Source organism: Psychrobacillus sp. AK 1817 (assembly GCF_008807035.1).
Lineage (GTDB): Bacteria > Bacillota > Bacilli > Bacillales_A > Planococcaceae > Psychrobacillus > Psychrobacillus faecigallinarum.
Genome location: NZ_CP031739.1, coordinates 467,563 through 490,632, shown reverse-complemented (window position 1 = coordinate 490,632; position 23,070 = coordinate 467,563). Strand labels below are relative to the sequence as shown.

Here is a 23,070-nt window from a genome sequence, read left to right as displayed (position 1 = left end):
TCTAACACAACTGTAATTATCTTTCTATTCAATTAAATTGTATGTTAGGATATGGTTATATAAATGGCATTTTCTTTGGGGGGTATTCGATGGAACAACCAACTATCTTACTGTCTAAGCTTAATCCACCGGTTCCTTCTTCAAATTATATGAGAAGGTCTTCTCTAATTAAAAAATTGAAAAGTAAAGCGGACAAAAAAGTTTGTCTCTTACATAGTGGTGCAGGCTTTGGAAAAAGCTCTGCCCTTGCTCAATATTTTCAAGATTCTAAGGAAACGTTTTCATGGTACTCCATATCGGAGGAGGATGATAATATTCTTCCTTTTCTACGCCATTTAGTACATAGCATTCGTAAAGTTGTTCCAGCGTTTGGAAGCAGTCTCCTAGAGGATAGCCTTCTATTCATGTATCCAAAGGAGGCTGAGCTAACTAGGTGGTACTCTCTTTTCAGTAATGAGCTTTCAGTAATGGGCACCCCTTTTACAATTGTTTTAGATGATTATCATTTGGTTGATCATGTATTTCACATTAATTATGTAATTGAAAAAATAATAGAGTTTCTTCCTCCTTCTATCAATATGGTTATAGCTTCACGGATTCGACCAAAATGGACAGTTCTACTCAAGCTTAAGTTAAATGGTCAATTAGTGGAGATAAAGGAAAAAGATTTTATGTTTACCGAGGAAGAAATTCAAGTGTTCTTTGAAGATTACTTTGATAAAACAATTACAAGTGTAGAAGCGGAAAACGTTTTAAAGCTAACAGAGGGGTGGGCTATCGCAATACAATTGATTGCCATACAAGTAGCGGAATCAAACAAAGTGATAGCAGATCTTTCTGATTTTGCATTGAATGAATTATTTTCCTATCTTTCGGAAGAAGTATTTTCTAATATGACCCTCAAAAATCAACATTCCTTATTGAATTTTAGTATTTTTCCAGTTTTTTCAGCAATAGAAATAAAGGAATTCTTTGGTGAAGAAGGACTTGTTCAGTTACAGTTGCTAACTTCAAGTCACTCTTTCATCCAAAGGTTAAGTGACTCTAACACTTATAGATTTCACTCATTGTTTCAACAATTTTTAGAAGATAAGTGGCTCCAAACAAATTCTTTACTGTATTATGAAACACATAAAAAAGTATCTTGGTTTTTTAAAGAGCAAAATAATATCGTACAAGCTATTTATCATGCAGAAAAATCTAAAGATGAGCTATTTTTAGCTGAAATGATTATTCAGAATGCGAACTCAATGATTATGGCTGGTCAATTCGATTGGCTGTTAGAATTGATGAAGGATCATTTGTCTCCTACTACTAGGGAAATGTTTTACGAACTCTATTATTTTGAAGGTGAATGTCATCGATATCGGGCTTTTTATGAAAAAGCCAGGAAATCATATGAAGTGTGTTTAGATATTGCTCAGACAAAGCGAAATGTTCTATTTATAAGCAGAGCTAATGCAGGGATGGCACATATTTATTTAGATACCATTCAACCTGCATTAGCAAAATCATTTTTAGAGGAAGCCATTAGATGGGCAAATGAAAGTGAGGAAATATCGATTCAGGAACAGAACTCTCTAAAAAGGCTTCATGCTGAGAATCTAGTTAATTTAGGAAAAGCCAAAGAGGCTAGTGAATGGGTATCGATGGAGAATTTAGATCCATTTATTTTAAGGAATGGTAATTTGGATGCGCGAATCTATTTAAGAACCGGGCTGCTCAATGACGCAGTTCAGGTTTTAGAATCGAGGCTAGGAGATGAAATAGCTATTCCCGATTCTCATCGAGAAACTGACATCTTACTCTCGTTTATTTACTCACTGACAGGAGAAATCGAAAAAGCTAAAAAAGCTGCTAATAAAGGCATCGAAACAGGCATCAAAGAAAAGTCAGGTTTCGTGGAGGCAGTGGGGTGGATTAGAAAGGGTCATTCTGAAATTTTGTACAATCCATTTGATCAAAAGACACCTGAATCTCTATACTTAAAAGCCGTACAACGAATGGAAGACTTAGATGTTTCAAGAGCTAAAGCCGAGCCTTACTTGGGACTTTCTATTTTAAAGTCTAGGCAGGGGAAGCTTCAGGAAGCTATTGATTACGGTGAAATGGGATTGCGTGAAACAATCAAAAGTAATGATTATTGGCTATCTGCTTATATTATGCTTGGCCTGTCCATTGTTTATTATGAAAATGGTGATTTAGACAAAGCTGAAGCAACATGTCAGGAAGCAAATGCATTATTTTATAAAAATAGAGATATATACGGAGAAATGATTAGTAACTACTGGCTTTCTAGTATTTATGCTGAGCTTCAAATGAGTGAACCTTTTTTAGGTTCCTTACTGAAATTTGCAAGAATGTGTGTGGAAAATAATTTTCTTTTCTTTCTGCTGAAAAAAACCGTATTTGGTCCAGTGGATCTACAGGTCAATTATCCCCTTCTTAAAAAGGGAAGCTTACTTCTAAAAGGAAACAAAGATCCTTTCTTGCAAAAATTGATAGAAAAATTAGATGTGCGAGATGATATACCTTACCCAGGATATTCTCTGAGACTGCAGCTTCTAGGCTCCTTTTCTCTATTTATGGGTATTCATGAAGTAGAAGAAAGGAAATGGCAAAGAGAAAAGTCGAAGGAGCTTCTTACTTTTTTATATTTGCATAAAAATCGCTTTGTACCTAAGGAAGAATTAATAAGAAACCTATGGAAAGAGGATGAAAAAACAAATGATCGAGATTTTAAGGTTGTCTTAAATGCGCTGCTTAAAGTTATAGAACCAAAAAGGCAAGCGCGAGGAGAATCTTTTTTTATACTCCGTAAACAATCAATGTACCGTATTAATCCAGAAGCAGTTGTTAATAGTGACTTAGAGACATTTAATGATTACGTAACACTAGGAATGCATGAAAAAGTTGCATCGTTAGCGTTAGAACATCTATTAAAGGCAGTGAGACTCTATAATGGTAGCCTTCTAGAAGATAATCCTGCCAATGAATGGATCTCTCATGACCGTGAGAAAACAGAGCTACAGTATATGCTAGTTTTAGAAAGATTGGCTCAAACGAGTACGCGTATAAAGGATTTCGAGAACACGATATACTGGTCTGAGAAACTCATAAGGATAGATCCTACGTGGGAAGAGGCATATCGTTTGCTTATGTTTGCTTATTATCAAATGCAAAATAGAACACAGGCAGTTAAATGGTATGAACGATGTGTAGCAACTTTACATGATGAGCTTCGTGTAGAACCTATGCAAACGACTATTCAAATGTATGAGATGATTGTGAATTTTGGCTAAGGATTATTTAAGTTTTAAAAATATGGCATCAAATATAATATTTCGCTGAGAAAATTCATTACAGCAGATTTATAACAACACGGCTACTAGTAAGCGATTCTAAATTTGATGCTGATCGGCTCTGTAAGCTCGTCAAATATTTTGTAAATGGTTGACATTTTATTTATAGAACTAGAGGCTTATCCAGATAGAAGCGTATCCAATTTAATGGATATGCTTTTTAATTGTATGAATAATATTTTGATTCTTTACCTAATCAATTTCATAATTCCTATTCTTAAAGAGAAACACGAATAATTATGAGGGAATACCAAAAAACATATGCTTATATAAGAATTAAGTATAATTGATTACCGCTTCAGGTGGATGCTTTCATATGATGGCTTATCTGTCTCACACATCCAACAGGAGTCCGCCTTTCGCTACAATCAATACCTAAGAATGTTCGTGTTTAATTAGTAAAACGCTATTTATGAAATGGACTCATATGTAAAATATTATAAAACTCCTAGTATTTGCAGGTAGCGAGGGGGAATCTTATTCGCTTATAAAATGTCTTCTTTCCATAAACAAGCATAAAAAAAGTAACTAAGTCACTTAAGCCCCTGATGCCTTCTTCATAAACATGATACTACAAAAAAAGCTTGTAACTTATTTGTAACTCCTCTTATGTACATTTAAAGCGAAGCATGAGAGCGCTTACAAAATTATTTAGGAGGTATGGAATATTGAAAAAATGGAGTTTGTTTTTAACGCTATTATTGATTTTTATTTTTACTGCCGCTTGTAGTGAGGATTCTGTTAAGTCTAGTGAGGAGTCAGGTGAAACCACTCCTGCTTCGGGTGAGGTGACGGAAGGCGGGACTATTAAAATTGGGGTTCTTGCTTCTTTAACAGGAGCGCTTGAGTCCTATGGAAAGCAAACCAGAAATGGTTTTGAGCTTGGCTTAGAGTATGCTACAGACGGGACGATGGAGGTAGCAGGAAAAAAAATCGAGGTTGTATTTGAGGATACAGAAACTAAGCCTGAGGTTGCGGTTCAAAAAGCAACGAAGCTTTTGGAAGAAGATGAGGTTGATTTCTTAGTAGGTTCCTCTAGCTCCGGTGATACATTAGCAGTTCTCCCCCTTGCAGAGGAATATGAAAAGATTATGATCGTTGAACCAGCAGTTGCAGACAGTATTACTGGATCAGAGTTTAATCCATATATATTCCGTACTGCTCGTAATTCTTCACAGGATGCGGTTGCAGGAGCAGCTGCTATTGCAAAAAAGGGAGTAAAGATAGCGACATTTGCGCCTGATTACTCCTTCGGTTGGGATGGGGTTTCTGCCTTTAAAGCCGCAGCTGAAAAGTTAGGAGCAGAGGTTGTATTAGAAGAATACGCTGACCCTGCCGCTACGGATTTTACATCGAACCTACAAAAGGTGATTCAAGCAAAACCAGACTATCTGTTTGTTGTTTGGGCTGGTGCTAACTCCCCATGGAACCAAATTGCTGATCTAAAATTGCAAGACAAAGGTATTAAAATCTCTACTGGCGCACCAGATATCCCGGCACTTTCTATTATGGAACCGCTAGTTGGTATGGAAGGATTCTCGGTTTATTATCACACATTACCAGACAATAAGATAAATGATTGGTTAGTAGATGAACATAAAAAGCGTTTCAATGGAGAAGTACCAGATTTATTCACGCCTGGAGGGATGTCAGCTGCGATTGCCATAGTAGAAGCTTTAAAAAAATCTGATGGTGATACGGATGCGAATGAATTGATTAAATTGATGGAAGGAATGTCCTTTGAAACACCTAAAGGAAAAATGACTTTCCGTCCGGATGATCATCAAGCCCTGCAATCCTTATATTCTATTAAGTTAGAAAAGCAGGAAGGCATTGCTTACCCAGTACCAGTGCTGATTCGTGAATTGTCACCTGAGGAAACGGAACCACCAATTTTAAATAAGAAGTAACTATATTGAAGCAAGTGACAGCCTAACATTCATTAGGCCTGTCACTAACCTTGCTATAGATTCTTTCTAAAGCAAGGTTAGTGATAGAAGAGAGGAGTCAAATCGTATGGAGCCTATATTAAGAACTGAAAATCTGACAATCAAATTTGGCGGCCAGACAGCAGTAGATCATGTAAATTTTGTTATGCCAAACAAACACTTTAAATCCATTATCGGCCCAAATGGTGCAGGAAAAACAACCTTTTTTAATTTAATCAGCGGTGAGTTGAAGCCAACAGAAGGAGAGGTTTTCTTTAAAGGTCAATCTATGGCTAAGTATTCCTCCATAGAGAGGACTCGAATTGGACTTGGTAGATCCTTTCAAATAACGAATGTTTTTCCTAATCTGACTGTCATGGAAAACGTACGTCTTGCTGTGCAATCAAAGCAGAAAGTCCGCTATCAGATGCTTCGTCATTTTAGTAGCTATCAAGAATTTCGGACTGAAGCGGAACAATTACTCGAGATAGTTTTACTGTCTAAGAAAGCTAATTCACTTGCCAATGAGCTTTCTCATGGAGAAAAGAGAAAACTAGAAATTGCCATGCTTCTTGCTTTAGATACGGAAGTACTATTGTTGGATGAACCGACAGCTGGAATGTCCTTAGAAGAGGTTCCGGCTATATTGGATGTGATAAAGCAGATTAAGCAAAAGGGTGACAAGACGATTTTGTTGATTGAACATAAGATGGATATGATTTTGGATCTCTCTGACTCTATCATGGTTTTGTTCAATGGAAGGCTGCTTGCTGATGGTAGCCCTGAAGAAATCATGAACAATGAAACTGTTCAAAACGCATATCTGGGAGGGTTATACGATGAGCACCTTGCTTAAATTAGATAACGTACACACGTTTATAGGACAATATCACATTTTACAGGGAGTTTCCTTCGAAGCACAGGCTGGAGAGGTGAGTGTGCTGCTTGGTCGAAACGGTGCAGGGAAAACGACCACTTTGAAAACAATAATGGGCCTCACACCTGCTTCTAAAGGGATCATTAAATACGCGGGTTCGTCTATTATCTCCCAGCATACACACCAGATTGCATCAGGCGGTATCGGCTATGTACCGGAGGATCAAGGTATTTTCGGAGCTTTAACAGTCGAGGAAAATCTAAAGGTAGCCATGCGTAAGGAAGATGATGCTGCAAAAGAAAGACAAGAATATGTCCTAGAGCTATTCCCAGATCTTAAGAAGTTTTGGAAAAAGAATGGTGGACACTTATCTGGAGGACAAAAACAAATGCTTTCGATGGCTAGGGCTTTTGTAAATGAAAGTAAGCTTTTACTAATAGACGAACCTTCCAAGGGCCTAGCACCAGTCGTTATTGAAAAGGTTATGGAAGCAATTATTGAAATGAAGAAGCAAACAACCATTATCCTGGTAGAACAAAATTTTATGATGGCCAGCAAAATCGGAGATACATATACACTAATCGATGATGGTGAAACTGTTCAGTCGGGGAAAATGAGCGAGCTTATCCAAAATGAAGAATTGAAAAGAAAATATCTCGGTATCGGGTGAAGGAGGAAGCTACATGGAGTTAATCATCAATTTATTGATAAACGGATTGGCGACAGGCATGTTGATTTTTTTATTGGCAGCTGGATTAACCTTGATATTTGGATTAATGGATGTTTTAAACTTTGCACATGGGGGCCTATTTGCCTGGGGAGCTTTTTCTGGTGTTTGGTTTTACAGTTTGACGGATAGCTTTACCTTAGCGATTATAGGAGCCATTTTAACAGGTGTAATATTAGGTTTTATAACGGAAAAGCTAATTATTACACCTGTTTATGGGAACCATGTACAACAAATATTAATAACTTTAGGATTTATGATTGTGCTTTCTGAAATGCTGAAGGTCGTTTTTGGACCAAATCAGATGGCAGCAAAAGTTCCACCTTTGTTAGCTGGAAGCTGGGAATTTGGAGATGTCATTATTATTAAATACCGTTTGTTTATCATTAGCATTGGTTTTATCGTATTCGGTATTTTTCAATTTATTTTAAAGCGTACGAAAATCGGACTGACAGTACGTGCTGGTGTGATGAATAAGGAAATGGTGCAGGCGTTAGGTATTAATATTAAAAAGGTATTTTTGTATGTATTTATGACAGGTGCAGCGCTCGCGGCTTTAGGAGGTGCTTTAATGGCACCTTACTCTGGAGTTGTATACGCTGAAATGGGAATGGAGTATGCGATATTAGCCTTCATCGTGGTGGTCATTGGAGGAATGGGTAGCTTTCCAGGTTCATTGCTGGCAGCTATTCTAGTAGGTTTAGCAGGAAGCTTCATGGCGTATTATGTTCCAGCTCTATCACTTGCGGTCAATATGCTGCTTATGGCAGTCGTATTAATCTTCCGTCCGCAAGGTTTGTTTACTGCGAAAGGATGATACAAGGATGAAGTTAAAATCTACATTTCAAATTAAACATGGAGTGCTGTTAGTAATTGTCGCGGCATTTACCATATTTCCATTTGTCTCAGACTCTCGGACATGGACTATACTATTGACTCAAATATTCATCTTTTCTATATTAGCGATGAGCTATGATATTTTGCTCGGCTATACTGGCATTGTATCTTTCGGTCACGCTATGTTCTTCGGGATGGGAGCATATGCGACGGCGATTATGTTAAATCATTTTGAGTCTACAGTTGGAACATTCTTACTTTCAATAGCTGTAGGGATGGTTATTGCAGGTGTCATCAGCTTTTTAGTTGGGTTGTTGACGCTCCGATTAAAAAGTCACTTCTTTGCTATGCTGACCATGGCAGTATCCGGCCTGTTTCTCGTCCTTGCGGAAAAGTGGAGAACCTTAACCTATGGAAATGACGGTTTTACATTTAGAGCCCCCGAGGTTTTTAGAGATCGCATGGTGTTTTATTTATTTGTGCTTGGAAGCCTCCTGCTAGTTTACCTATTTTTAAGAAGATTTGTAGATTCTCCGCTTGGTAAGGTTTTGATTGCAGTGAGGGAAAATGAGCAAAGAACCAAGTCACTTGGATTCAATACGCTTCATTATAAAGTAATTGCTTCAGTAGTTGCTGGAGTAGTTGCTAGTCTTGCTGGCTCGTTATATGCAATATCCTTACGCTTTGTTAATACAAGCGTGCTCACAATGGATATTACGCTCGATGCCTTACTAATGACAATTATTGGTGGAGTAGGCACATTAATAGGTCCAATTATAGGCGCAGGGGTTATAGAGCTAGCTCAGCATTATCTTTCCGGACTTGCAAAAGAACATCCGATTTTTGAAAGATGGATCATATTCTTCGGGGTTGTTTATATTCTCGCTGTTATTTTCTTTCCTAGAGGCATTGTTGGTACTATTCAACAAGCTTTTTGGAAAAGGAAAAACAAGAAACATAAAGTTGAAGTTGCTCCTAAAAGAAGGGAGTTAGCTAAATGAGCATAGGAATTGTCAGTACTGGTATATATATTCCTGAAGCAGTTATGACTGCTGAAGATATCGCTACACAATCCAATCTCCCTCTAGAAGTCGTCAAATATAAAATGGGTATATCAAAAAAGCCGATACCAGGGAGAGACGATCATACAGTTGCTATGGGAATATGGGCAGCAGAAAAAGCGTTACAAAAAGGAAATGTGGATCCAAAATCTATCGATCTAATTATTTATATAGGGGAAGAACATAAGGAATACCCCCTGTGGACAGCTGCTATTAAGATACAAGAGGAGCTAGGAGCCTTTCACGCTTGGGCTTTTGATGTTGCACTACGCTGTGGAACAACAATTATGGCGATGAAGGTGGCAAAGAGCATGATGTTGGCTGATCCTTCTATCCAAACGGTTTTACTTGCTGGAGGATATCGAAACAGTGACTTTATTGATTATACAAACGAAAGTACTCGTTTCATGTTTAACCTGGGAGCAGGAGGAGCGGCGATGATTTTAAAAAGAAATTACGATAAAAATATTCTTTTAGAGTCAGATATAATCACGGACGGCTCTTTTTCAGAGGACGTGTTGGTGCCAGTTGGGGGAACCAAGCAACCTCTAACCTCTGAACTCTTGGAAAACGGTATGTATCGTTTAGATGTAATGGACCCACAGGGGATGAAGGCAAGATTAGAACAAAAATCTATGGACAATTTTTTAAAAGTTGTTCGTAACGCATTATTGAAAAGTGGATACAGTGAAAAGGACATAGATTATCTTGCCATCCTCCATATGAAAAAATCAGCTCATGATTATGTATTAGGTGAGTTAGGCTTAACTAAGGAACAATCGATTTATTTAAGTGATTATGGGCACATCGGACAAATGGATCAAATTATATCATTGGAATTAGCGGAAAAATCAGAGAAAATAAAGAGTGGAGATATTGTTGTTCTAGTTAGTGCAGGCATTGGCTATGCATGGGGAGCAATAGCTGTTAAATGGGGAACTGAAGGGAGAAAAATATGAACATGACATTGCAAAAAGTAACATTGGCAAATGGGGAGTATATCACTTATAGAAAGAGAGAGGGAGGTGATCGCGTAATCGTTCTCGTTCATGGCAATATGACTTCATCTAAGCATTGGGATGTATTAATTGATGCATTTGATGATTCTTTTACTGTAATCGCCCTTGATTTGAGAGGCTTTGGAGGCTCAACCTATTATACTCGAGTAAATGGGATAAAAGATTTTTCGAATGATCTCAAGGATTTTATAGATTCGGTTGCACTTGAAAAATTCGATTTAATCGGTTGGTCTACCGGTGGGGCAATATGTATGCAGTTTGTAATCGACAATCCCGGATACTGCGAGAAGCTTATTTTATTGGCTTCTGCTTCCACTAGAGGATATCCATTCTTTGGTACGACTGCAGATGGTACACCTAACTATACAGAAAGATTACAAACTATAGAGCAAATCGAAGAAGATCCGTCTAAAACGAAAGCCATGCAGGGTTTGTACGATACAAAAAATAAAGAAGGCTTAAGGGCAGTTTGGGATGCTGTAATTTATACGCATAGTAAACCGAATGAGCAGTTATATGAAGAGTATCTAGAGGATATGCTGACACAACGAAATTTAGCAGATGTGTATCATAGCTTAAATACTTTTAATATTGGCGCTGATCATAACGGGGTGTCAAAAGGTTCCAATCAGGCAAAGGACATAACGATTCCAGTTTTAATACTTCGAGGAGATCGAGATTATGTAGTCACAGAGGAAATGACACAAGAAATAGTTTCAGATTTAGGAGACAATGCTACATATATACCTTTAGTTAACTGCGGTCACTCTCCCCTTATCGATGATCTCGGGCAATTGTTAGGAGCTATCGAAAAGTTTTTAAAGGAGGAGAGATGATTATGGGAATTCAAAATAAGGTTGCTATTATTACTGGAGCAGCTAACGGTATTGGTTCTGCAGCAGTTCAACGCTTTGCAGAAGAAGGAGCAAAGGTGGTTTTAGCTGATTTTGATCAGAGTGCGGGGAAATCTCTAGAAAAAGAAATGAGAGAAAAGGGCTATAATGCAGTATTTATCCAAGTGGATGTGGCGAATCGGGAAAGTGTAGATGCAATGGTGGAACAAACGCTGGAGCAATTTGGAGAGATCCACATTTTGATAAATAATGCGGGAATTACTCGTGATGCCATGTTAACTAAGATGACGGCAGAGGAATTCAGCCAAGTTTTAGACGTCAATCTAAAAGGCGTGTTTAACTGTACACAGGCTGTTGTTCCTCACATGGTAGCAAATCAATACGGAAAAATCATCAGTACTTCCTCGGTCAGCGGGGTTTATGGAAACGTGGGCCAGACCAATTATGCGGCTTCAAAGGCAGCCGTAGTAGGGATGACTAAAACATGGGCAAAAGAATTAGGTAGAAAAGGGATTAATGTGAATGCGGTAGCTCCTGGCTTTACTGCGACGAAAATGGTAGCGAAGATGCCAGATAAAATCATTGAACAGATGAAGTCTGTTGTAGCTCTACAGCGTCTGGCCGAGCCACAAGATATTGCGAACGCTTATTTATTTTTAGCTTCCGATGAATCTAGTTACGTACACGGACATGTATTACAAGTGGATGGCGGTATCATGATGTAAGGAAAGGTGCGTTGCCAAGATGTTTACTGAACAGGCATGGATTTATAAGAGGGCAATCCTCTCTCCAAGCAAGAACGCTTTAATAGATAGCAGTAGTGGCAAAGTATGGACCTACCATACATTATGGGAACAAATAAAAGGATGGGCCAATTATTTTGAAAGTCAGGGATTTGAAGCCGGGGATAGAATAGCCGTGCTTTCTCAAAATAGAATTGAGCTATTTGCCATATTATTTGCTTGTGGCTTGAAGGGGCTAATATATGTCCCGTTGAATTATCGACTAAGCACTAACGAATTACAGGATATACTAAATAATTGCTCTCCGGTGACGATCATTTATGATGAAAATCATATAGAATTGAGCGAATTTTTCCCAACTTATAAAACGTTTTTGTTATCGAGTGTAACAGTTTCCCATAACAGTGATTTTCATTTTAACACTGATTGGAAACCGGATGACCCATGGCTCATTATTTATACGGGAGGAACAACGGGAAGTCCAAAGGGTGCAGTTCTATCATTTGATAATGTGAATTGGAATGCTATCAATACTATTATCAGCTGGGGATTAAATGACGAAGATTGCACACTAAACTATATGCCTATGTTTCATACGGGGGACTAAATGCATTGTGCATTCCTATTTTAATGGCGGGAGGCACTGTAGTTACAGGTAAAAGATTCCAAGCAGAGGAAGCTTTAAAGTTCTTGGATATCTACAAGACTACTCTTTCGTTATTTGTTCCGACAATGTACCAGGCTATGCTTGATACAGAATATATAAAGAAGTCTATCTTTCCGACAGTTAAGTGTTTTTTGTCAGGAGGTGCACCTTGTCCTCGAGCTATATATAATAGGTTTGAAAAAATGGGAATTTTGTTTAAGGAAGGCTATGGCCTGACCGAGGCAGGACCAAACAACTTCTTTATCGATCCCCAGCTAGCAAGGCTCAAAAAGGGGACAGTAGGCAAGTGTATGCAATTCAATGAAGTAAAGGTAATAAATGAATACGGGAAACCTTGTCAATCAAATGAAGTTGGAGAACTATATGTTTCGGGAAGGCATGTTTTTAAGCAATACTGGAATAATGAACAGGAAACGGTGAACACGTTTGAAGGGAAATGGTTAAAAACGGGGGACCTTGCGATGTTTGATGAAGAAGGTGATTTCTTCATAGTTGGCCGTAAAAAAGAAATGATTATCTCTGGAGGAGAGAATATTTACCCTATAGAGATAGAACAACTTCTTGCTGAGCATCCTAACGTTAGAGAAGCTGCCGTACTTGGAATAGAGGACGATAAGTGGGGAGAATGTGTCACTGCTTTTATCTCTTACGCTAGCTCTCCGCAATCAGAACAGGAGCTTATCGCTTATTGTAAAGCAACGCTAGGTAGCTATAAGGTTCCTAAGAAAATATACTTTTTAGAGGAACTGCCGAGGACAGATGTAGGTAAAATTGATAAAAAAACATTAAAAGAGATGGCTTTGAAGGCTGTAAAGTAACCCTTTACAGCTTTTTTTGCTGTCTTTTTGTATAATAAAGGTGAGGTGACTAAGGATATGTTCATAAGTGAAAAAGAAATTGAAGTGCGATACGCAGAAACCGATCAAATGGGAGTAGTGTATCATGCAAACTATTTAGTTTGGTTAGAAATGGGGCGAACTCAGCTTATACAAGATTTGGGCTTCTCCTATGCTGGTTTAGAGAAAGACGGATACTTATCACCAGTAACCAATGTAAATATAAATTATAAAGCTCCTGTAAAATACGGAGACAATGTTAAAGTACGCACATGGATTGAAAAGCATGGAAAACTAAGAACAACCTATGGCTATGAAATTGTACATACGGATGGAACACTGTCTTCTACTGCAACAACGGAGCATGTCGTGGTTCGTAAGGAAGATTTTAAACCAGTGGCGCTTGCAAAGATCGATGCGGCTTGGGATAGTAAGTATAAAGAAATTGTGAAGGAATCCTAATCGTGGCATTCGGTATAAAGAGGGAAGAGTTGACAAGCTGGAAGCAAGCAGTAGAAAACAAACAAATCGCTTTTTTAACTCATTATTGGACAGATGAACGCTTTCCTGGATGTAATACAGTAACTAAGGTGGGCTGTAGCGATATTGCTAAGCTCATTGATTGGGGTAAGCAGTATGATTTAAAAGAAGAATGGATCGATTATAAGGAAGCATACCCTCATTTTGATTTGTTTGGAAAGTATGAATATGAGATTATGAAAAAAGAAGGTTTATTGGAGCAGTTGAGAAGGTTTCGTTTCGTGCAGTAAAATTACAAGTTTTAACTAAAAAAACAAGTCGGATGAACATTTCGACTTGTTTTTTTAGTTGGAGATCGTGTTAATGACCGGTTAGCAAAGATTTATGACCGGATAGAAATTTTTATGACCGTTCACTCGGTACTTATGGCCCGATAGAATTTTTTATAACCGGATAGAAAACTTTGCGACCGTTCATCTATTAAAAGAAAAGAAGATGGTAAGATTACCATCCTCTTTTTAGCTTTTCTTGTAGGAATATTCAAGTTCATTTGATTGGTCGTTGAATGTTACGTAAAGATCATGGCCATTGAAATACCATTCATCTCTTTCCTCTATAAAAAACATGATGTCCTCATGCATGAGAGTTACAGACGGTTCAAATGGAGTATCCTTCGTTACACCTAGAGAAAAGGCCTCATGCATAGGACTTGCTCCTCCATAACGTGCGTAGAAACGAATTTTATCACCTTTGTCCGCTTCCATTTCCTCATGGAACCATTTCAAAGCATCTGTCGAGATATTGATTTTCATCTGAACCACCAAGCTTTCTTTATATTTTCGCTGTTTTTCATGAGTTTAGTCTATATTATTTTAGTACAATCCACAAAGAATTTGTCTAACAATAAAGAGTGTCTCTGTCGCAAAAATTTAAATCCACTTAACTTTTGGCTCAGTCCCATTTTTAATACGCTCGATATTGGCACGATGACGATATAAAATGAATATAGCAAGTAACGACACAATAACGATTAACGGCCAGTCCTTTTCCACTGTAAAATAATAAACTATAGAATAAATAATTGCTATAATCGCTAAGCACATCGATGTTAATGAAACCATTTTCGTTATTTTTAAGATAATAAAAAATCCTAAAACTAATATTACGAAAATCGGCCAATTATAACCTAGAAGAATACCACCTGAAGTAGCAACTGCCTTACCACCCTTAAATCCAGCGAAAACAGGATAGATATGTCCAATCACCGCTATTATTCCTAAAATAAGAGGATGTACATTTGCTGAAGCAAAGAACGGAAGGAAGCCTAATAGGGTAGCAGCAGTTCCTTTAAGAATATCCATTATTGTAACTACTAAACCAGCTTTTTTACCAAGTGTCCGAAAAGTGTTAGTTCCACCTAAATTACCACTACCATGCTCTCGTATATCAATGTTATAAAATAGCTTACCAACCCATAGCCCAGATGGGATTGATCCAATTATGTAAGCAAGTAAAAGTAAAATGATTATTGTCATAGTGTGCTCCTTCTATTTATCTACTGATAATATGATAACTTTCTTATTTTACCATGTACATGAGTTTTTATTCAATGACAAGAAAAGAGGATAAATACAGATATACATAAGAGTTTGTGCACATTTAGTATGACTGTAGCAATATTACAGAATTTTAGTATGACTTAACTCACAGAAGGACCAAATCTTAACTTTTAAAAAGTTTCCTACTGAAATAATCCAAGTTTTTACGATATACTAATTATACGATTGTTCTTTTAAACATATGTTAGAAGCTTTGTTTAAAAGTAAAGAAGGAATTATTTAGGTGAATAGAGAATGCAAGAAAAGGGTAGATTGCATTCTAATTGAACTTTCACTACAATTGAAGTCTGGCCTGTCCTTCAGCGCTATTGACATAATGACAATCTGTTTGTAGGCTTAAAATAGAAAAAGAACAAACGTTTTGTTTTTTTGGGGGAACGAATTGAGTAAAAATAATAATTTAACAAGCTATGGCGATGATGATATTCAGGTGTTAGAAGGCTTGGAGGCCGTAAGAAAAAGACCAGGAATGTATATTGGATCTACGGATGCAAGAGGTCTTCACCATTTAGTATACGAGATTGTAGACAATGCGGTGGATGAAAGCCTTGCTGGATTCGGTGATCATATTATCGTCACTATACACCAAGATCAAAGTATTACAGTGAGAGATTTTGGCCGAGGTATGCCAACTGGAATGCATAAAACGGGTATTCCCACTGCAGAGGTTATTTTTACTGTGTTACATGCAGGTGGTAAATTTGGACAAGGTGGATATAAAACAAGTGGGGGTCTACATGGTGTAGGTGCTTCTGTAGTAAACGCTCTCTCTTCTTATGTAGATGTAGTAATTCATAGAGATGGTAAAAAATTTGCTCAACGCTTTGAGGACGGAGGAAAAGTAGTACAGTCTTTAACTCAAATTGGCGCAACGAAAGAAACAGGGACTTCTGTTCACTTCTTGCCAGATAGCAAAATTTTCTCTACCACTAAATATAATTATGAAACATTATGCGAAAGACTTAGAGAATCAGCCTTTCTATTAAAAGGTTTAAAAATTGAACTGATTGATGAACGTACGGAGTCTCATGACGTTTTCTTCTTTGAAACAGGAATAGAAGCTTTCGTAGCTTACTTAAATGAAGAAAAAGACGTTTTACATCCAGTTTTTTATATGGAAGGAAACCATGAAGAGATTGAAGTAGAGTTTGCTTTCCAATTCAATGATGGATATTCAGAAACTATTTTATCTTTTGTTAACAACGTAAGAACAAGAGATGGCGGGACACACGAAACAGGTGCTAAGTCGGCTTTAACGCGTGTGTTCAACGACTATGCTAGAAAATCAGGCTTATTGAAGGAAAAAGATAAAAATTTAGATGGTTCGGATATTCGTGAAGGGATTTCAGCAATCATATCTCTTCGAATACCAGAAAATCTTTTACAATTTGAAGGACAAACAAAAGGGAAATTAGGTACGAGTGAGGCAAGAAGTGCTGTTGACGCTGTAGTATCTGAAAAGCTACAGTATATCCTCGAGGAAAACTCCGAGCTATCTGCTTCTTTAATTCGTAAGGCAATTAGAGCTCAACATGCTCGTGAAGCAGCTAGAAAAGCACGTGAAGATGCTCGAAATGGGAAAAAACGTAAGCCTTCCGAGTTATTATCAGGTAAACTAACTCCAGCTCAATCAAGAAACGCTAAGAAAAATGAATTATATCTCGTAGAGGGAGATTCTGCAGGTGGATCTGCGAAGCAAGGTAGAGACAGAACTTTCCAGGCAATCTTACCCCTCCGAGGAAAAGTTATAAACACAGAAAAGGCAAAGCTAACCGATATCATGAAAAATATTGAGATTGCTACTATCATTCATGCAATTGGTGGCGGAGTTGGAGCAGATTTTAAAATAGAGGATATTGCATACGACAAAATTGTTATTATGACTGATGCCGATACGGATGGAGCACATATTCAGGTTTTATTACTCACGTTCTTTTATCGCTATATGAAGCCATTGATCGAAAATGGCAACATTTATATTGCTATGCCTCCTCTATATAAGGTATATAAGGGAATGGGCAAAAAAGAGGTCTTTGAGTATGCATGGACGGAAAAAGAGCTCGATGTTGCTATGGAAAGAATCGGAAAAGGTGTAATGCTGCAACGTTATAAAGGTCTTGGTGAAATGAATGCCGATCAATTGTGGGACACGACGATGAACCCTGACACTCGTACATTAATACGAGTAACTATTGAAGACGGTGCTCGAGCGGAGAGACAAGTGACTACACTAATGGGTGACAAAGTAGAGCCACGTAGAAAATGGATAGAAGCAAACGTAAACTTTAGTTTAGACGATGATTCTAACATCTTAGAAAATGACAGAATTCACACGGAGGATGAATTAGTATGACACAAACCGAAAAATATCAAAATTTACCCTTAGAAGAAGTAATAGGTGATCGGTTTGGACGTTATAGCAAATACATCATTCAAGACCGTGCATTACCCGACGCCCGAGATGGTCTTAAGCCTGTTCAGCGTCGTATCTTATTTGCGATGCTTCAAGAAGGGAATACAAACGACAAACCCTTCCGAAAGTCAGCTAAAACAGTTGGAACAGTAATTGGTAACTACCATCCACATGGTGATTCCTCTGTTTATGAAGCGATGGTCCGCATGAGTCAGGACTGGAAGCTACGTCATATGCTTGTTGAAATGCATGGTAACAACGGTTCAGTGGATGGAGATCCACCCGCTGCTATGCGTTATACAGAAGCAAGACTTTCTGCAATCTCACATGAACTATTAAGAGATATTAATAAGAATACGGTTGACTATATACCAAACTTTGATGACTCTGACATGGAGCCACTCGTTCTACCTGCCCGTTTTCCTAATCTACTAGTAAATGGTGCCACTGGTATTTCTGCTGGATATGCGACAGACATACCTCCACATGCTCTACATGAAGCGCTAGATGCAGTTTTAATGCGTATGGAAAACCCAGCATGTACAGTGGATGAGCTTATGACTGTTATTAAAGGACCGGATTTTCCAACAGGCGGCATAATTCAAGGTGTTGAAGGTATTAAAAAGGCATACGAAACCGGCAAAGGGAAAATCGTTGTACGTTCTAAGGCAGAAATAGAAACGATTAAAGGCGGCAAAGAACAAATTGTCATCACAGAAATTCCTTATGAAATCAACAAAGCTAACTTGGTCAAAAAAATAGATGAACAACGTTTAGATAAAAGATTAGATGGAATCGCAGATGTTCGGGATGAATCAGATCGAACTGGTTTACGTATTGTGATAGAGATGAAAAAAGAAATTGATGCTCATGGCATATTACAATACTTATTTAAAAACACTGATCTTCAAATAACTTATAACTTTAATATGATCGCAATTCACAATCGTAGACCTACCATGATGACATTGCCTTTACTACTTGATGCGTACATCAATCATCAAAAAGAAGTGGTTACTCGTAGAACAATTCATGATTTGAAAAAAGCAGAAGAGCGCCTTCATATCGTCTCTGGTCTTATGAAAGCCTTATCTATTTTAGACAAGGTTATTAAGACGATACGTGCATCCAAGGATAAAAAAGATGCGAAAAACAATTTGATAAAATCATATGATTTTTCTGAAGCACAGGCAGAGGCTATTGTTTCCTTGCAGCTTTACCGCTTAACTAATACAGATATAACCGAGCTTCAAGAGGAAGAGATTAAGTTAAATGATCTTATAAAAAATCTTGAAAGTATCCTTGCTAAGGAATCTGTATTGATGAAGACCATCAAGAAAGAGTTGCAAGTTGTTCGTAAGCAGTTTGCTGAACAGCGTAAATCCGTTATTGAAAATGAAATAGAAGAGATAAAGGTAACACTAGATGTGCTAATCCCTTCTGAAGAGGTTATCGTTACCGTTACAAAGGATGGTTATATTAAACGCACGAGCTTGAGATCATTTAATGCATCCAATGGACAGGACTTTGCTATAAAAGAGTCCGATTACCAGCTATATCAGGAGTCAATCAACACGCAGCATCACCTTCTGTTGTTTACTTCCAAAGGAAACTATATTTATCAACCAGTGCACGAGTTGCCGGATATCCGCTGGAAGGATCTAGGACAGCATATATCTAGTATCGTACCTCTCGAGTCAAATGAAACAATTATAAATGTAATAGGCATTGACTCATTTGATTTAGACTTATGTGTTTTAACTGCAACTAAAGAAGGACAAATAAAACGATCTCTTCTTTCAGATTATGTAGTCCAAAGATATGCACGACCAATTAAAACCATTAAATTAAAGGCGACTGATGAGCTAATATTAGCTCAGCTAGTGGCACCTTCTGATGAAATACTAATGACTACTCATTTGAGCTATTCTGTTCGCTTCTCCTTAGACGAAGTGCCAATCACAGGGGTTAAAACCAGTGGGGTTAAAGGCATCAATCTAAAAGATGAGGATTATGTTGTTAGTGTGAATGTAGTACCACAACAAAGCAATGATGATATTATGTTAATTACTCATCGTGGATCTGTGAAGAGAATGCATCTTTCAGAAGTTGAGCCTGGCGTTCGCGCGAAACGGGGACTTGTCACGCTTCGAGAATTAAAAACAAACGCCCATCGCGTATTTACTGTTGTTTTGGCAAACAAATCAGAAGGTTTAGTAGTGGAAACAGAAAGAGGACATCAAGAAATAATTGAAGTGAATAGCTTCCGTCCGACAGATCGTTATTCTAACGGATCATTTGTAATAGATACAGAGAAAGATGGGCAGCTTCTTCGAGTATGGAAGAAACCAGTAGAAGAATCCTAAAAGATGGGAAAAGGGATATGTGGAGAAATAGGAATGTTTGGATTGTTCTTATAGGGGAATTAATTGCTGGTTTAGGGCTTTGGAGCGGAATCATAGGAAACTTGGAATTTATGCAGGAAAAGGTTCCTTCAGATTTTCATAAGTCCTTGCTGCTCGCTAGTGGTTTGCTTGCCGGAATCCTTGTTGGACCACTAGCGGGTAGAATAATTGACCAATCAAACAAAAAGACGGTACTAATTGTTTCTGGTATTGGTAGAGTGTTTAGTGTGTTTTTTATGTTCGTTGCTATTGCAACTGGTTCCATATGGTGGATGTTATTGTTTTTAATATGCCTACAGGTGTCAGCATCTTTTTACTTCCCAGCTTTACAGGCAACGCTGCCGTTAATTGTTAAAGATGAAGATTTACTGCAGTTAAATGGCTGGCATATGAATGTGTCGACCATTGCTAGAGTTGCTGGTACTGCGATAGGGGGACTTGCACTTGTTTACTGGCCTATTCAATCATTGTATATTATTTCCTTGATGGCTTATCTAGGCATATTAGTATTTTCTTTTATGCTTCGAATTGATGAAGCTGGAACGGATAAAGTGATCATTACTAATGGACCGAGAACGGATGGGTTTAAAGAAGTTTTTCCTATGCTTAAGGGTAATACTCCTGTATTGCTGACACTCTTTTTAACATTGATACCTGTTTTGTTTTTAGGGTCGTTTAACCTGATTGTCATTAATATTAGTGAGATTCAGGACTCATCTTCTATCAAGGGCATCATTTATGCAGTGGAGGGTGTTGCTTTTATGGTTGGGACCTTGGCTATTAAGTACATTGGAAAAAGATATAGTACAAAATCTATTCTTTTTACATTTGTTTTCATCATTGGTTTTGCTGAAATGTCTATGTACTTTGTTGCAAATCCATTCTTAACATTAGTAAGCTTTGCTTTATTTGGTTTTTCCATAGGCTGCTTTTATCCTACAGCACTGACTATTTTCCAAAAGCAAGTGTCTAAAGAGTATCATGGTCGTTTTTTCTCCTTTCGCAATATGTTGGACCGAGTTTCTTTCCAAATTGTCTTATTGTCCACTGGAGCAATGCTAGATTTGATAGGTCTTGCTTATATGATGGTGATTTTCGGAGTATTTAGTATAGGGCTAACAATTGTTTTCCTTTTACAAATTCAAAGGAGAAAGCTTTCTTTTCAGATTCCAACTGCAAGAACATAATAAAAAGCATTTCCCTCGAGGTGTACACCTTGCTGGAAATGCTTTTTATGTTTGTTATTATAGTGAAGTAGTTTTTCCTTTTTAGTCTTAGTCACTCTTACATGAGTACTAAAATCTACTTCGTTTCTCATCGATGACACATCTTTACCGGTTGTTCTCAACTGATGTAATCTTTTTTTCTTGGCATTTGATTTGGCCATATAGTTCTCTCCCTTTAAAATAATTTTCTCCTTCTATATTAAAGAAAGTGATTGTAAAATTCAATCTTTAACATATTTCTTTAGATTGTGGTATAAGTAATAGTAAGCACTACATTAATCTAAGGTACTGTTAAATTCGAAAGTATACATAACAATACCTACATAATATTTTGGAGGTAATAGAATGAAAAAAATCATATTTTTAGTCACTATCTGTTTACTGGTAATTGGAGGGAAAGCATTTGCCCATACGGGATTAGAAAGTTCAAATCCCTCTAACGGAAGTACTGTTACTGATCCGATAGAAGAAATTACACTTACCTTTTTAACAAAAATTGAACAAACAAGTTCATTTAAAATACAAGGAGCAAATAATGTAGAGGTTCCGGTTAAAAATATTGTAGTAGTTGATGATATTATGACTGGTTCTGTAGATGGGATGGAAAATGGCGAATACACATTGACGTGGAATATAATTGGAGCTGATGGCCATCCAATTCAAGGAGACCTCAACATTTGCTGTAAATCTTCCTGTTGAGGAAACTCCAGTGCAAGTGACTGAAGAAGAGTCACAAGTTAAAGAGACTGAAGATAAAGAGACTGCTCCTATTAATGAAACTAAAGTATGATTATCGTATTAGCTTTAGTAATAGTTGTTAGTATATGGTGGATGAATGGACGCAAGAAGAAATGATGATGTTTCTATCAACAATTAGCGAGGCCATACTATATTCCTGCTTTGCATTGTTAATGGGCAGCTTCATATTTTCTTTAATTCCAACTGATTTAAAACCTGCAATTTTAGTTTCTAAAAAGTTTAAACTAATAGCCCTCGCTGGAATAGCAGTATTTTCCTTCATGCCAATATTAAATCTAATGGTTTATTTGCTAGAGGAATACACTTTTTTATATGTATTAAAATCATTGTTGCTAACTTTTGAAATAGGAAAAGCTTGGATTGTAACTGTTATTTTAACAATCATTCTTGGATTCTTTATTTACTTATTTGATAATAGAAATACTCCTATCTATTATATAATTGGAATCCTATTATTGTTTGGTATAGTTGCAGCGATGAGTTGGACTACCCATTCGCATGCAGTATATGGTATACAAGGCTTTATTACACATTTTATTCACTTTAGCACTGTTATCGTTTGGGTTGGTATATTAATAATAGTCGCTTGGTTTTCTAAAAACAAAGAGAATTGGATCCCTTTTTTAAATTGGTTCCATGTAACGGCATTGTTTTGTTTTGCCATTATTACCGTTACTGGTCTTTCATTAATGAATTACTCAATGAATATATCTGAATATCCAAACTCGTGGTTACAGCCATATGGCCAAAGCCTGCTCATCAAACATTTGTTCATCCTTCCGTTAATAGGATATGCCTTCATTAATGGGATTTTGATGAAAAGAAAGCTTGGAAAGAAGGAAAAACTGGATCCAAGACCTTGGACTAAGCTGGAATCAATTATTGTGCTAGCAATTTTTGCTGCTACTGGGGCTATGAGTCAGCAGGAACCGCCACATAACAATGCATCGTTAAGTAAAGATACATTTTTACAAGCTTACGGCATTTTACCTTCTGGTCAGGGCTCTTTAGTTCCTTTAACAGTGGATATTGTTGCCAATTTTAAAGGGATATCATTAGGTATTCTAGCAGTGGCATTTCTAGTAATCAGTATCTATTCCTTTACGAAAAAGATGCCGCCATTGTTCTCATTCATCATGAGTATTTTACTAGTCGTATGTGCATTATTAGCGCTATCTTATAGCGTCGTAGCATATTAAAAGAAAACACTTCTTAAAAGGGATCTAACCCTTTAGGAAGTGTTTTTTATTTGTATAA

Annotated in this window: 21 protein-coding genes; 18 read left to right on the top strand and 3 right to left on the bottom strand. The window is 37.3% G+C overall.

What is annotated here, in order from left to right:
- The first annotated feature begins 89 nt into the window (after window positions 1-89).
- From D0S48_RS02490 to D0S48_RS02435, 13 genes are all read left to right on the top strand, one after another.
- Window positions 90-3,302, top strand: coding sequence for an AfsR/SARP family transcriptional regulator (locus tag D0S48_RS02490; protein ID WP_191963856.1), 3,213 nt, complete (start codon window positions 90-92; stop codon window positions 3,300-3,302).
- 728 nt (window positions 3,303-4,030) lie between these two features.
- Window positions 4,031-5,272, top strand: a complete 1,242-nt coding sequence (locus D0S48_RS02485; protein WP_151109866.1) for a substrate-binding domain-containing protein — start codon at window positions 4,031-4,033, stop codon at window positions 5,270-5,272.
- Window positions 5,273-5,378: 106 nt separating this feature from the next.
- A complete protein-coding gene (locus D0S48_RS02480) occupies window positions 5,379-6,146 on the top strand; it encodes an ABC transporter ATP-binding protein (RefSeq protein ID WP_151109864.1) in 768 nt (255 codons plus the stop codon).
- Window positions 6,130-6,837, top strand: a complete 708-nt coding sequence (locus D0S48_RS02475; RefSeq protein WP_151109863.1) for an ABC transporter ATP-binding protein — start codon at window positions 6,130-6,132, stop codon at window positions 6,835-6,837. The genes D0S48_RS02480 and D0S48_RS02475 overlap by 17 nt, the downstream gene beginning before the upstream one ends.
- 13 nt (window positions 6,838-6,850) lie before the next feature.
- A complete protein-coding gene (locus D0S48_RS02470) occupies window positions 6,851-7,711 on the top strand; it encodes a branched-chain amino acid ABC transporter permease (RefSeq protein ID WP_144536461.1) in 861 nt (286 codons plus the stop codon).
- A gap of 7 nt (window positions 7,712-7,718) precedes the next feature.
- Window positions 7,719-8,732, top strand: coding sequence for a branched-chain amino acid ABC transporter permease (locus tag D0S48_RS02465; protein WP_151109861.1), 1,014 nt, complete (start codon window positions 7,719-7,721; stop codon window positions 8,730-8,732).
- Window positions 8,729-9,751: a 3-oxoacyl-ACP synthase gene (locus D0S48_RS02460; RefSeq protein WP_151109859.1), complete on the top strand. Its 1,023-nt coding sequence runs from the start codon at window positions 8,729-8,731 to the stop codon at window positions 9,749-9,751. The genes D0S48_RS02465 and D0S48_RS02460 overlap by 4 nt, the downstream gene beginning before the upstream one ends.
- Before the next feature lie 2 nt (window positions 9,752-9,753).
- Window positions 9,754-10,647 carry an intracellular short-chain-length polyhydroxyalkanoate depolymerase gene (locus D0S48_RS02455; protein ID WP_151113668.1) on the top strand — a complete coding sequence of 298 codons (894 nt, stop codon included), beginning with the start codon at window positions 9,754-9,756 and terminating at the stop codon, window positions 10,645-10,647.
- A 2-nt stretch (window positions 10,648-10,649) separates the two neighbouring features.
- On the top strand, window positions 10,650-11,390 hold the full coding sequence (fabG, locus tag D0S48_RS02450) for a 3-oxoacyl-ACP reductase FabG (protein ID WP_151109857.1): 741 nt from the start codon (window positions 10,650-10,652) through the stop codon (window positions 11,388-11,390).
- Between the two features lie 19 nt (window positions 11,391-11,409).
- Entirely contained in the window at window positions 11,410-12,015 is a 606-nt protein-coding gene (locus tag D0S48_RS21255; RefSeq protein WP_370455719.1) for an AMP-binding protein, read from the top strand.
- A gap of 5 nt (window positions 12,016-12,020) precedes the next feature.
- Window positions 12,021-12,893, top strand: a complete 873-nt coding sequence (locus D0S48_RS21250; RefSeq protein ID WP_370455718.1) for a class I adenylate-forming enzyme family protein — start codon at window positions 12,021-12,023, stop codon at window positions 12,891-12,893.
- Between the two features lie 57 nt (window positions 12,894-12,950).
- A complete protein-coding gene (locus tag D0S48_RS02440) occupies window positions 12,951-13,373 on the top strand; it encodes an acyl-CoA thioesterase (protein WP_144537192.1) in 423 nt (140 codons plus the stop codon).
- 2 nt (window positions 13,374-13,375) lie between these two features.
- Window positions 13,376-13,681, top strand: a complete 306-nt coding sequence (locus D0S48_RS02435; RefSeq protein ID WP_151109855.1) for a hypothetical protein — start codon at window positions 13,376-13,378, stop codon at window positions 13,679-13,681.
- Window positions 13,682-13,909: 228 nt separating this feature from the next.
- Here the strand turns inward: D0S48_RS02435 and D0S48_RS02430 are convergent, their stop codons facing one another.
- The gene (locus D0S48_RS02430) at window positions 13,910-14,203 is read right to left on the bottom strand and encodes a HesB/YadR/YfhF family protein (protein WP_144536449.1); all 294 of its coding nucleotides are present in this window, start codon (window positions 14,201-14,203) and stop codon (window positions 13,910-13,912) included.
- Between the two features lie 117 nt (window positions 14,204-14,320).
- Window positions 14,321-14,926, bottom strand: coding sequence for a glycerol-3-phosphate 1-O-acyltransferase PlsY (gene plsY, locus D0S48_RS02425; protein ID WP_144536447.1), 606 nt, complete (start codon window positions 14,924-14,926; stop codon window positions 14,321-14,323).
- Window positions 14,927-15,392: 466 nt separating this feature from the next.
- Between plsY and parE the strand changes: the two genes are divergently transcribed.
- The 3 genes from parE to D0S48_RS02410 are packed head-to-tail and all read left to right on the top strand — an operon-like array spanning window position 15,393 to window position 21,015.
- Window positions 15,393-17,363: a DNA topoisomerase IV subunit B gene (gene parE / locus D0S48_RS02420; RefSeq protein WP_144536445.1), complete on the top strand. Its 1,971-nt coding sequence runs from the start codon at window positions 15,393-15,395 to the stop codon at window positions 17,361-17,363.
- Window positions 17,360-19,789, top strand: coding sequence for a DNA topoisomerase IV subunit A (parC, locus tag D0S48_RS02415; protein ID WP_151109853.1), 2,430 nt, complete (start codon window positions 17,360-17,362; stop codon window positions 19,787-19,789). Before parE ends, parC begins: the two co-directional genes overlap by 4 nt.
- A 17-nt stretch (window positions 19,790-19,806) precedes the next feature.
- Window positions 19,807-21,015 carry an MFS transporter gene (locus D0S48_RS02410; protein WP_151113666.1) on the top strand — a complete coding sequence of 403 codons (1,209 nt, stop codon included), beginning with the start codon at window positions 19,807-19,809 and terminating at the stop codon, window positions 21,013-21,015.
- Here the strand turns inward: D0S48_RS02410 and D0S48_RS02405 are convergent.
- A complete protein-coding gene (locus D0S48_RS02405) occupies window positions 20,991-21,215 on the bottom strand; it encodes a hypothetical protein (RefSeq protein ID WP_151109851.1) in 225 nt (74 codons plus the stop codon). The genes D0S48_RS02410 and D0S48_RS02405 overlap by 25 nt on opposite strands.
- A gap of 184 nt (window positions 21,216-21,399) precedes the next feature.
- Between D0S48_RS02405 and D0S48_RS02400 the strand changes: the two genes are divergently transcribed.
- Together D0S48_RS02400 and D0S48_RS02395 are read left to right on the top strand one after the other, a co-directional pair.
- Window positions 21,400-21,753, top strand: coding sequence for a copper resistance CopC family protein (locus D0S48_RS02400; protein ID WP_151109849.1), 354 nt, complete (start codon window positions 21,400-21,402; stop codon window positions 21,751-21,753).
- 128 nt (window positions 21,754-21,881) lie between these two features.
- Window positions 21,882-23,012 (top strand): copper resistance D family protein, encoded by a 1,131-nt coding sequence (locus tag D0S48_RS02395; RefSeq protein WP_191963854.1) that lies wholly within the window; start codon window positions 21,882-21,884, stop codon window positions 23,010-23,012.
- Window positions 23,013-23,070: the final 58 nt, after the last annotated feature.

Excerpts from the sequence above, each read along its gene's own strand:
- D0S48_RS02400 (WP_151109849.1), top strand. The coding sequence starts at position 21,400 with ATGAAAAAAATCATATTTTTAGTCACTATCTGTTTACTGGTAATTGGA.
- D0S48_RS21255 (WP_370455719.1), top strand. The coding sequence starts at position 11,410 with ATGTTTACTGAACAGGCATGGATTTATAAGAGGGCAATCCTCTCTCCA.
- D0S48_RS02465 (WP_151109861.1), top strand. The coding sequence starts at position 7,719 with ATGAAGTTAAAATCTACATTTCAAATTAAACATGGAGTGCTGTTAGTA.
- plsY (WP_144536447.1), bottom strand. The coding sequence starts at position 14,926 with ATGACAATAATCATTTTACTTTTACTTGCTTACATAATTGGATCAATC.
- D0S48_RS02460 (WP_151109859.1), top strand. The coding sequence starts at position 8,729 with ATGAGCATAGGAATTGTCAGTACTGGTATATATATTCCTGAAGCAGTT.
- fabG (WP_151109857.1), top strand. The coding sequence starts at position 10,650 with ATGGGAATTCAAAATAAGGTTGCTATTATTACTGGAGCAGCTAACGGT.
- D0S48_RS02455 (WP_151113668.1), top strand. The coding sequence starts at position 9,754 with ATGACATTGCAAAAAGTAACATTGGCAAATGGGGAGTATATCACTTAT.
- D0S48_RS02440 (WP_144537192.1), top strand. The coding sequence starts at position 12,951 with ATGTTCATAAGTGAAAAAGAAATTGAAGTGCGATACGCAGAAACCGAT.
- D0S48_RS02430 (WP_144536449.1), bottom strand. The coding sequence starts at position 14,203 with ATGAAAATCAATATCTCGACAGATGCTTTGAAATGGTTCCATGAGGAA.
- D0S48_RS02475 (WP_151109863.1), top strand. The coding sequence starts at position 6,130 with ATGAGCACCTTGCTTAAATTAGATAACGTACACACGTTTATAGGACAA.
- D0S48_RS02470 (WP_144536461.1), top strand. The coding sequence starts at position 6,851 with ATGGAGTTAATCATCAATTTATTGATAAACGGATTGGCGACAGGCATG.
- parC (WP_151109853.1), top strand. The coding sequence starts at position 17,360 with ATGACACAAACCGAAAAATATCAAAATTTACCCTTAGAAGAAGTAATA.
- D0S48_RS02490 (WP_191963856.1), top strand. The coding sequence starts at position 90 with ATGGAACAACCAACTATCTTACTGTCTAAGCTTAATCCACCGGTTCCT.
- D0S48_RS02480 (WP_151109864.1), top strand. The coding sequence starts at position 5,379 with ATGGAGCCTATATTAAGAACTGAAAATCTGACAATCAAATTTGGCGGC.
- D0S48_RS02410 (WP_151113666.1), top strand. The coding sequence starts at position 19,807 with ATGTGGAGAAATAGGAATGTTTGGATTGTTCTTATAGGGGAATTAATT.
- D0S48_RS02405 (WP_151109851.1), bottom strand. The coding sequence starts at position 21,215 with ATGGCCAAATCAAATGCCAAGAAAAAAAGATTACATCAGTTGAGAACA.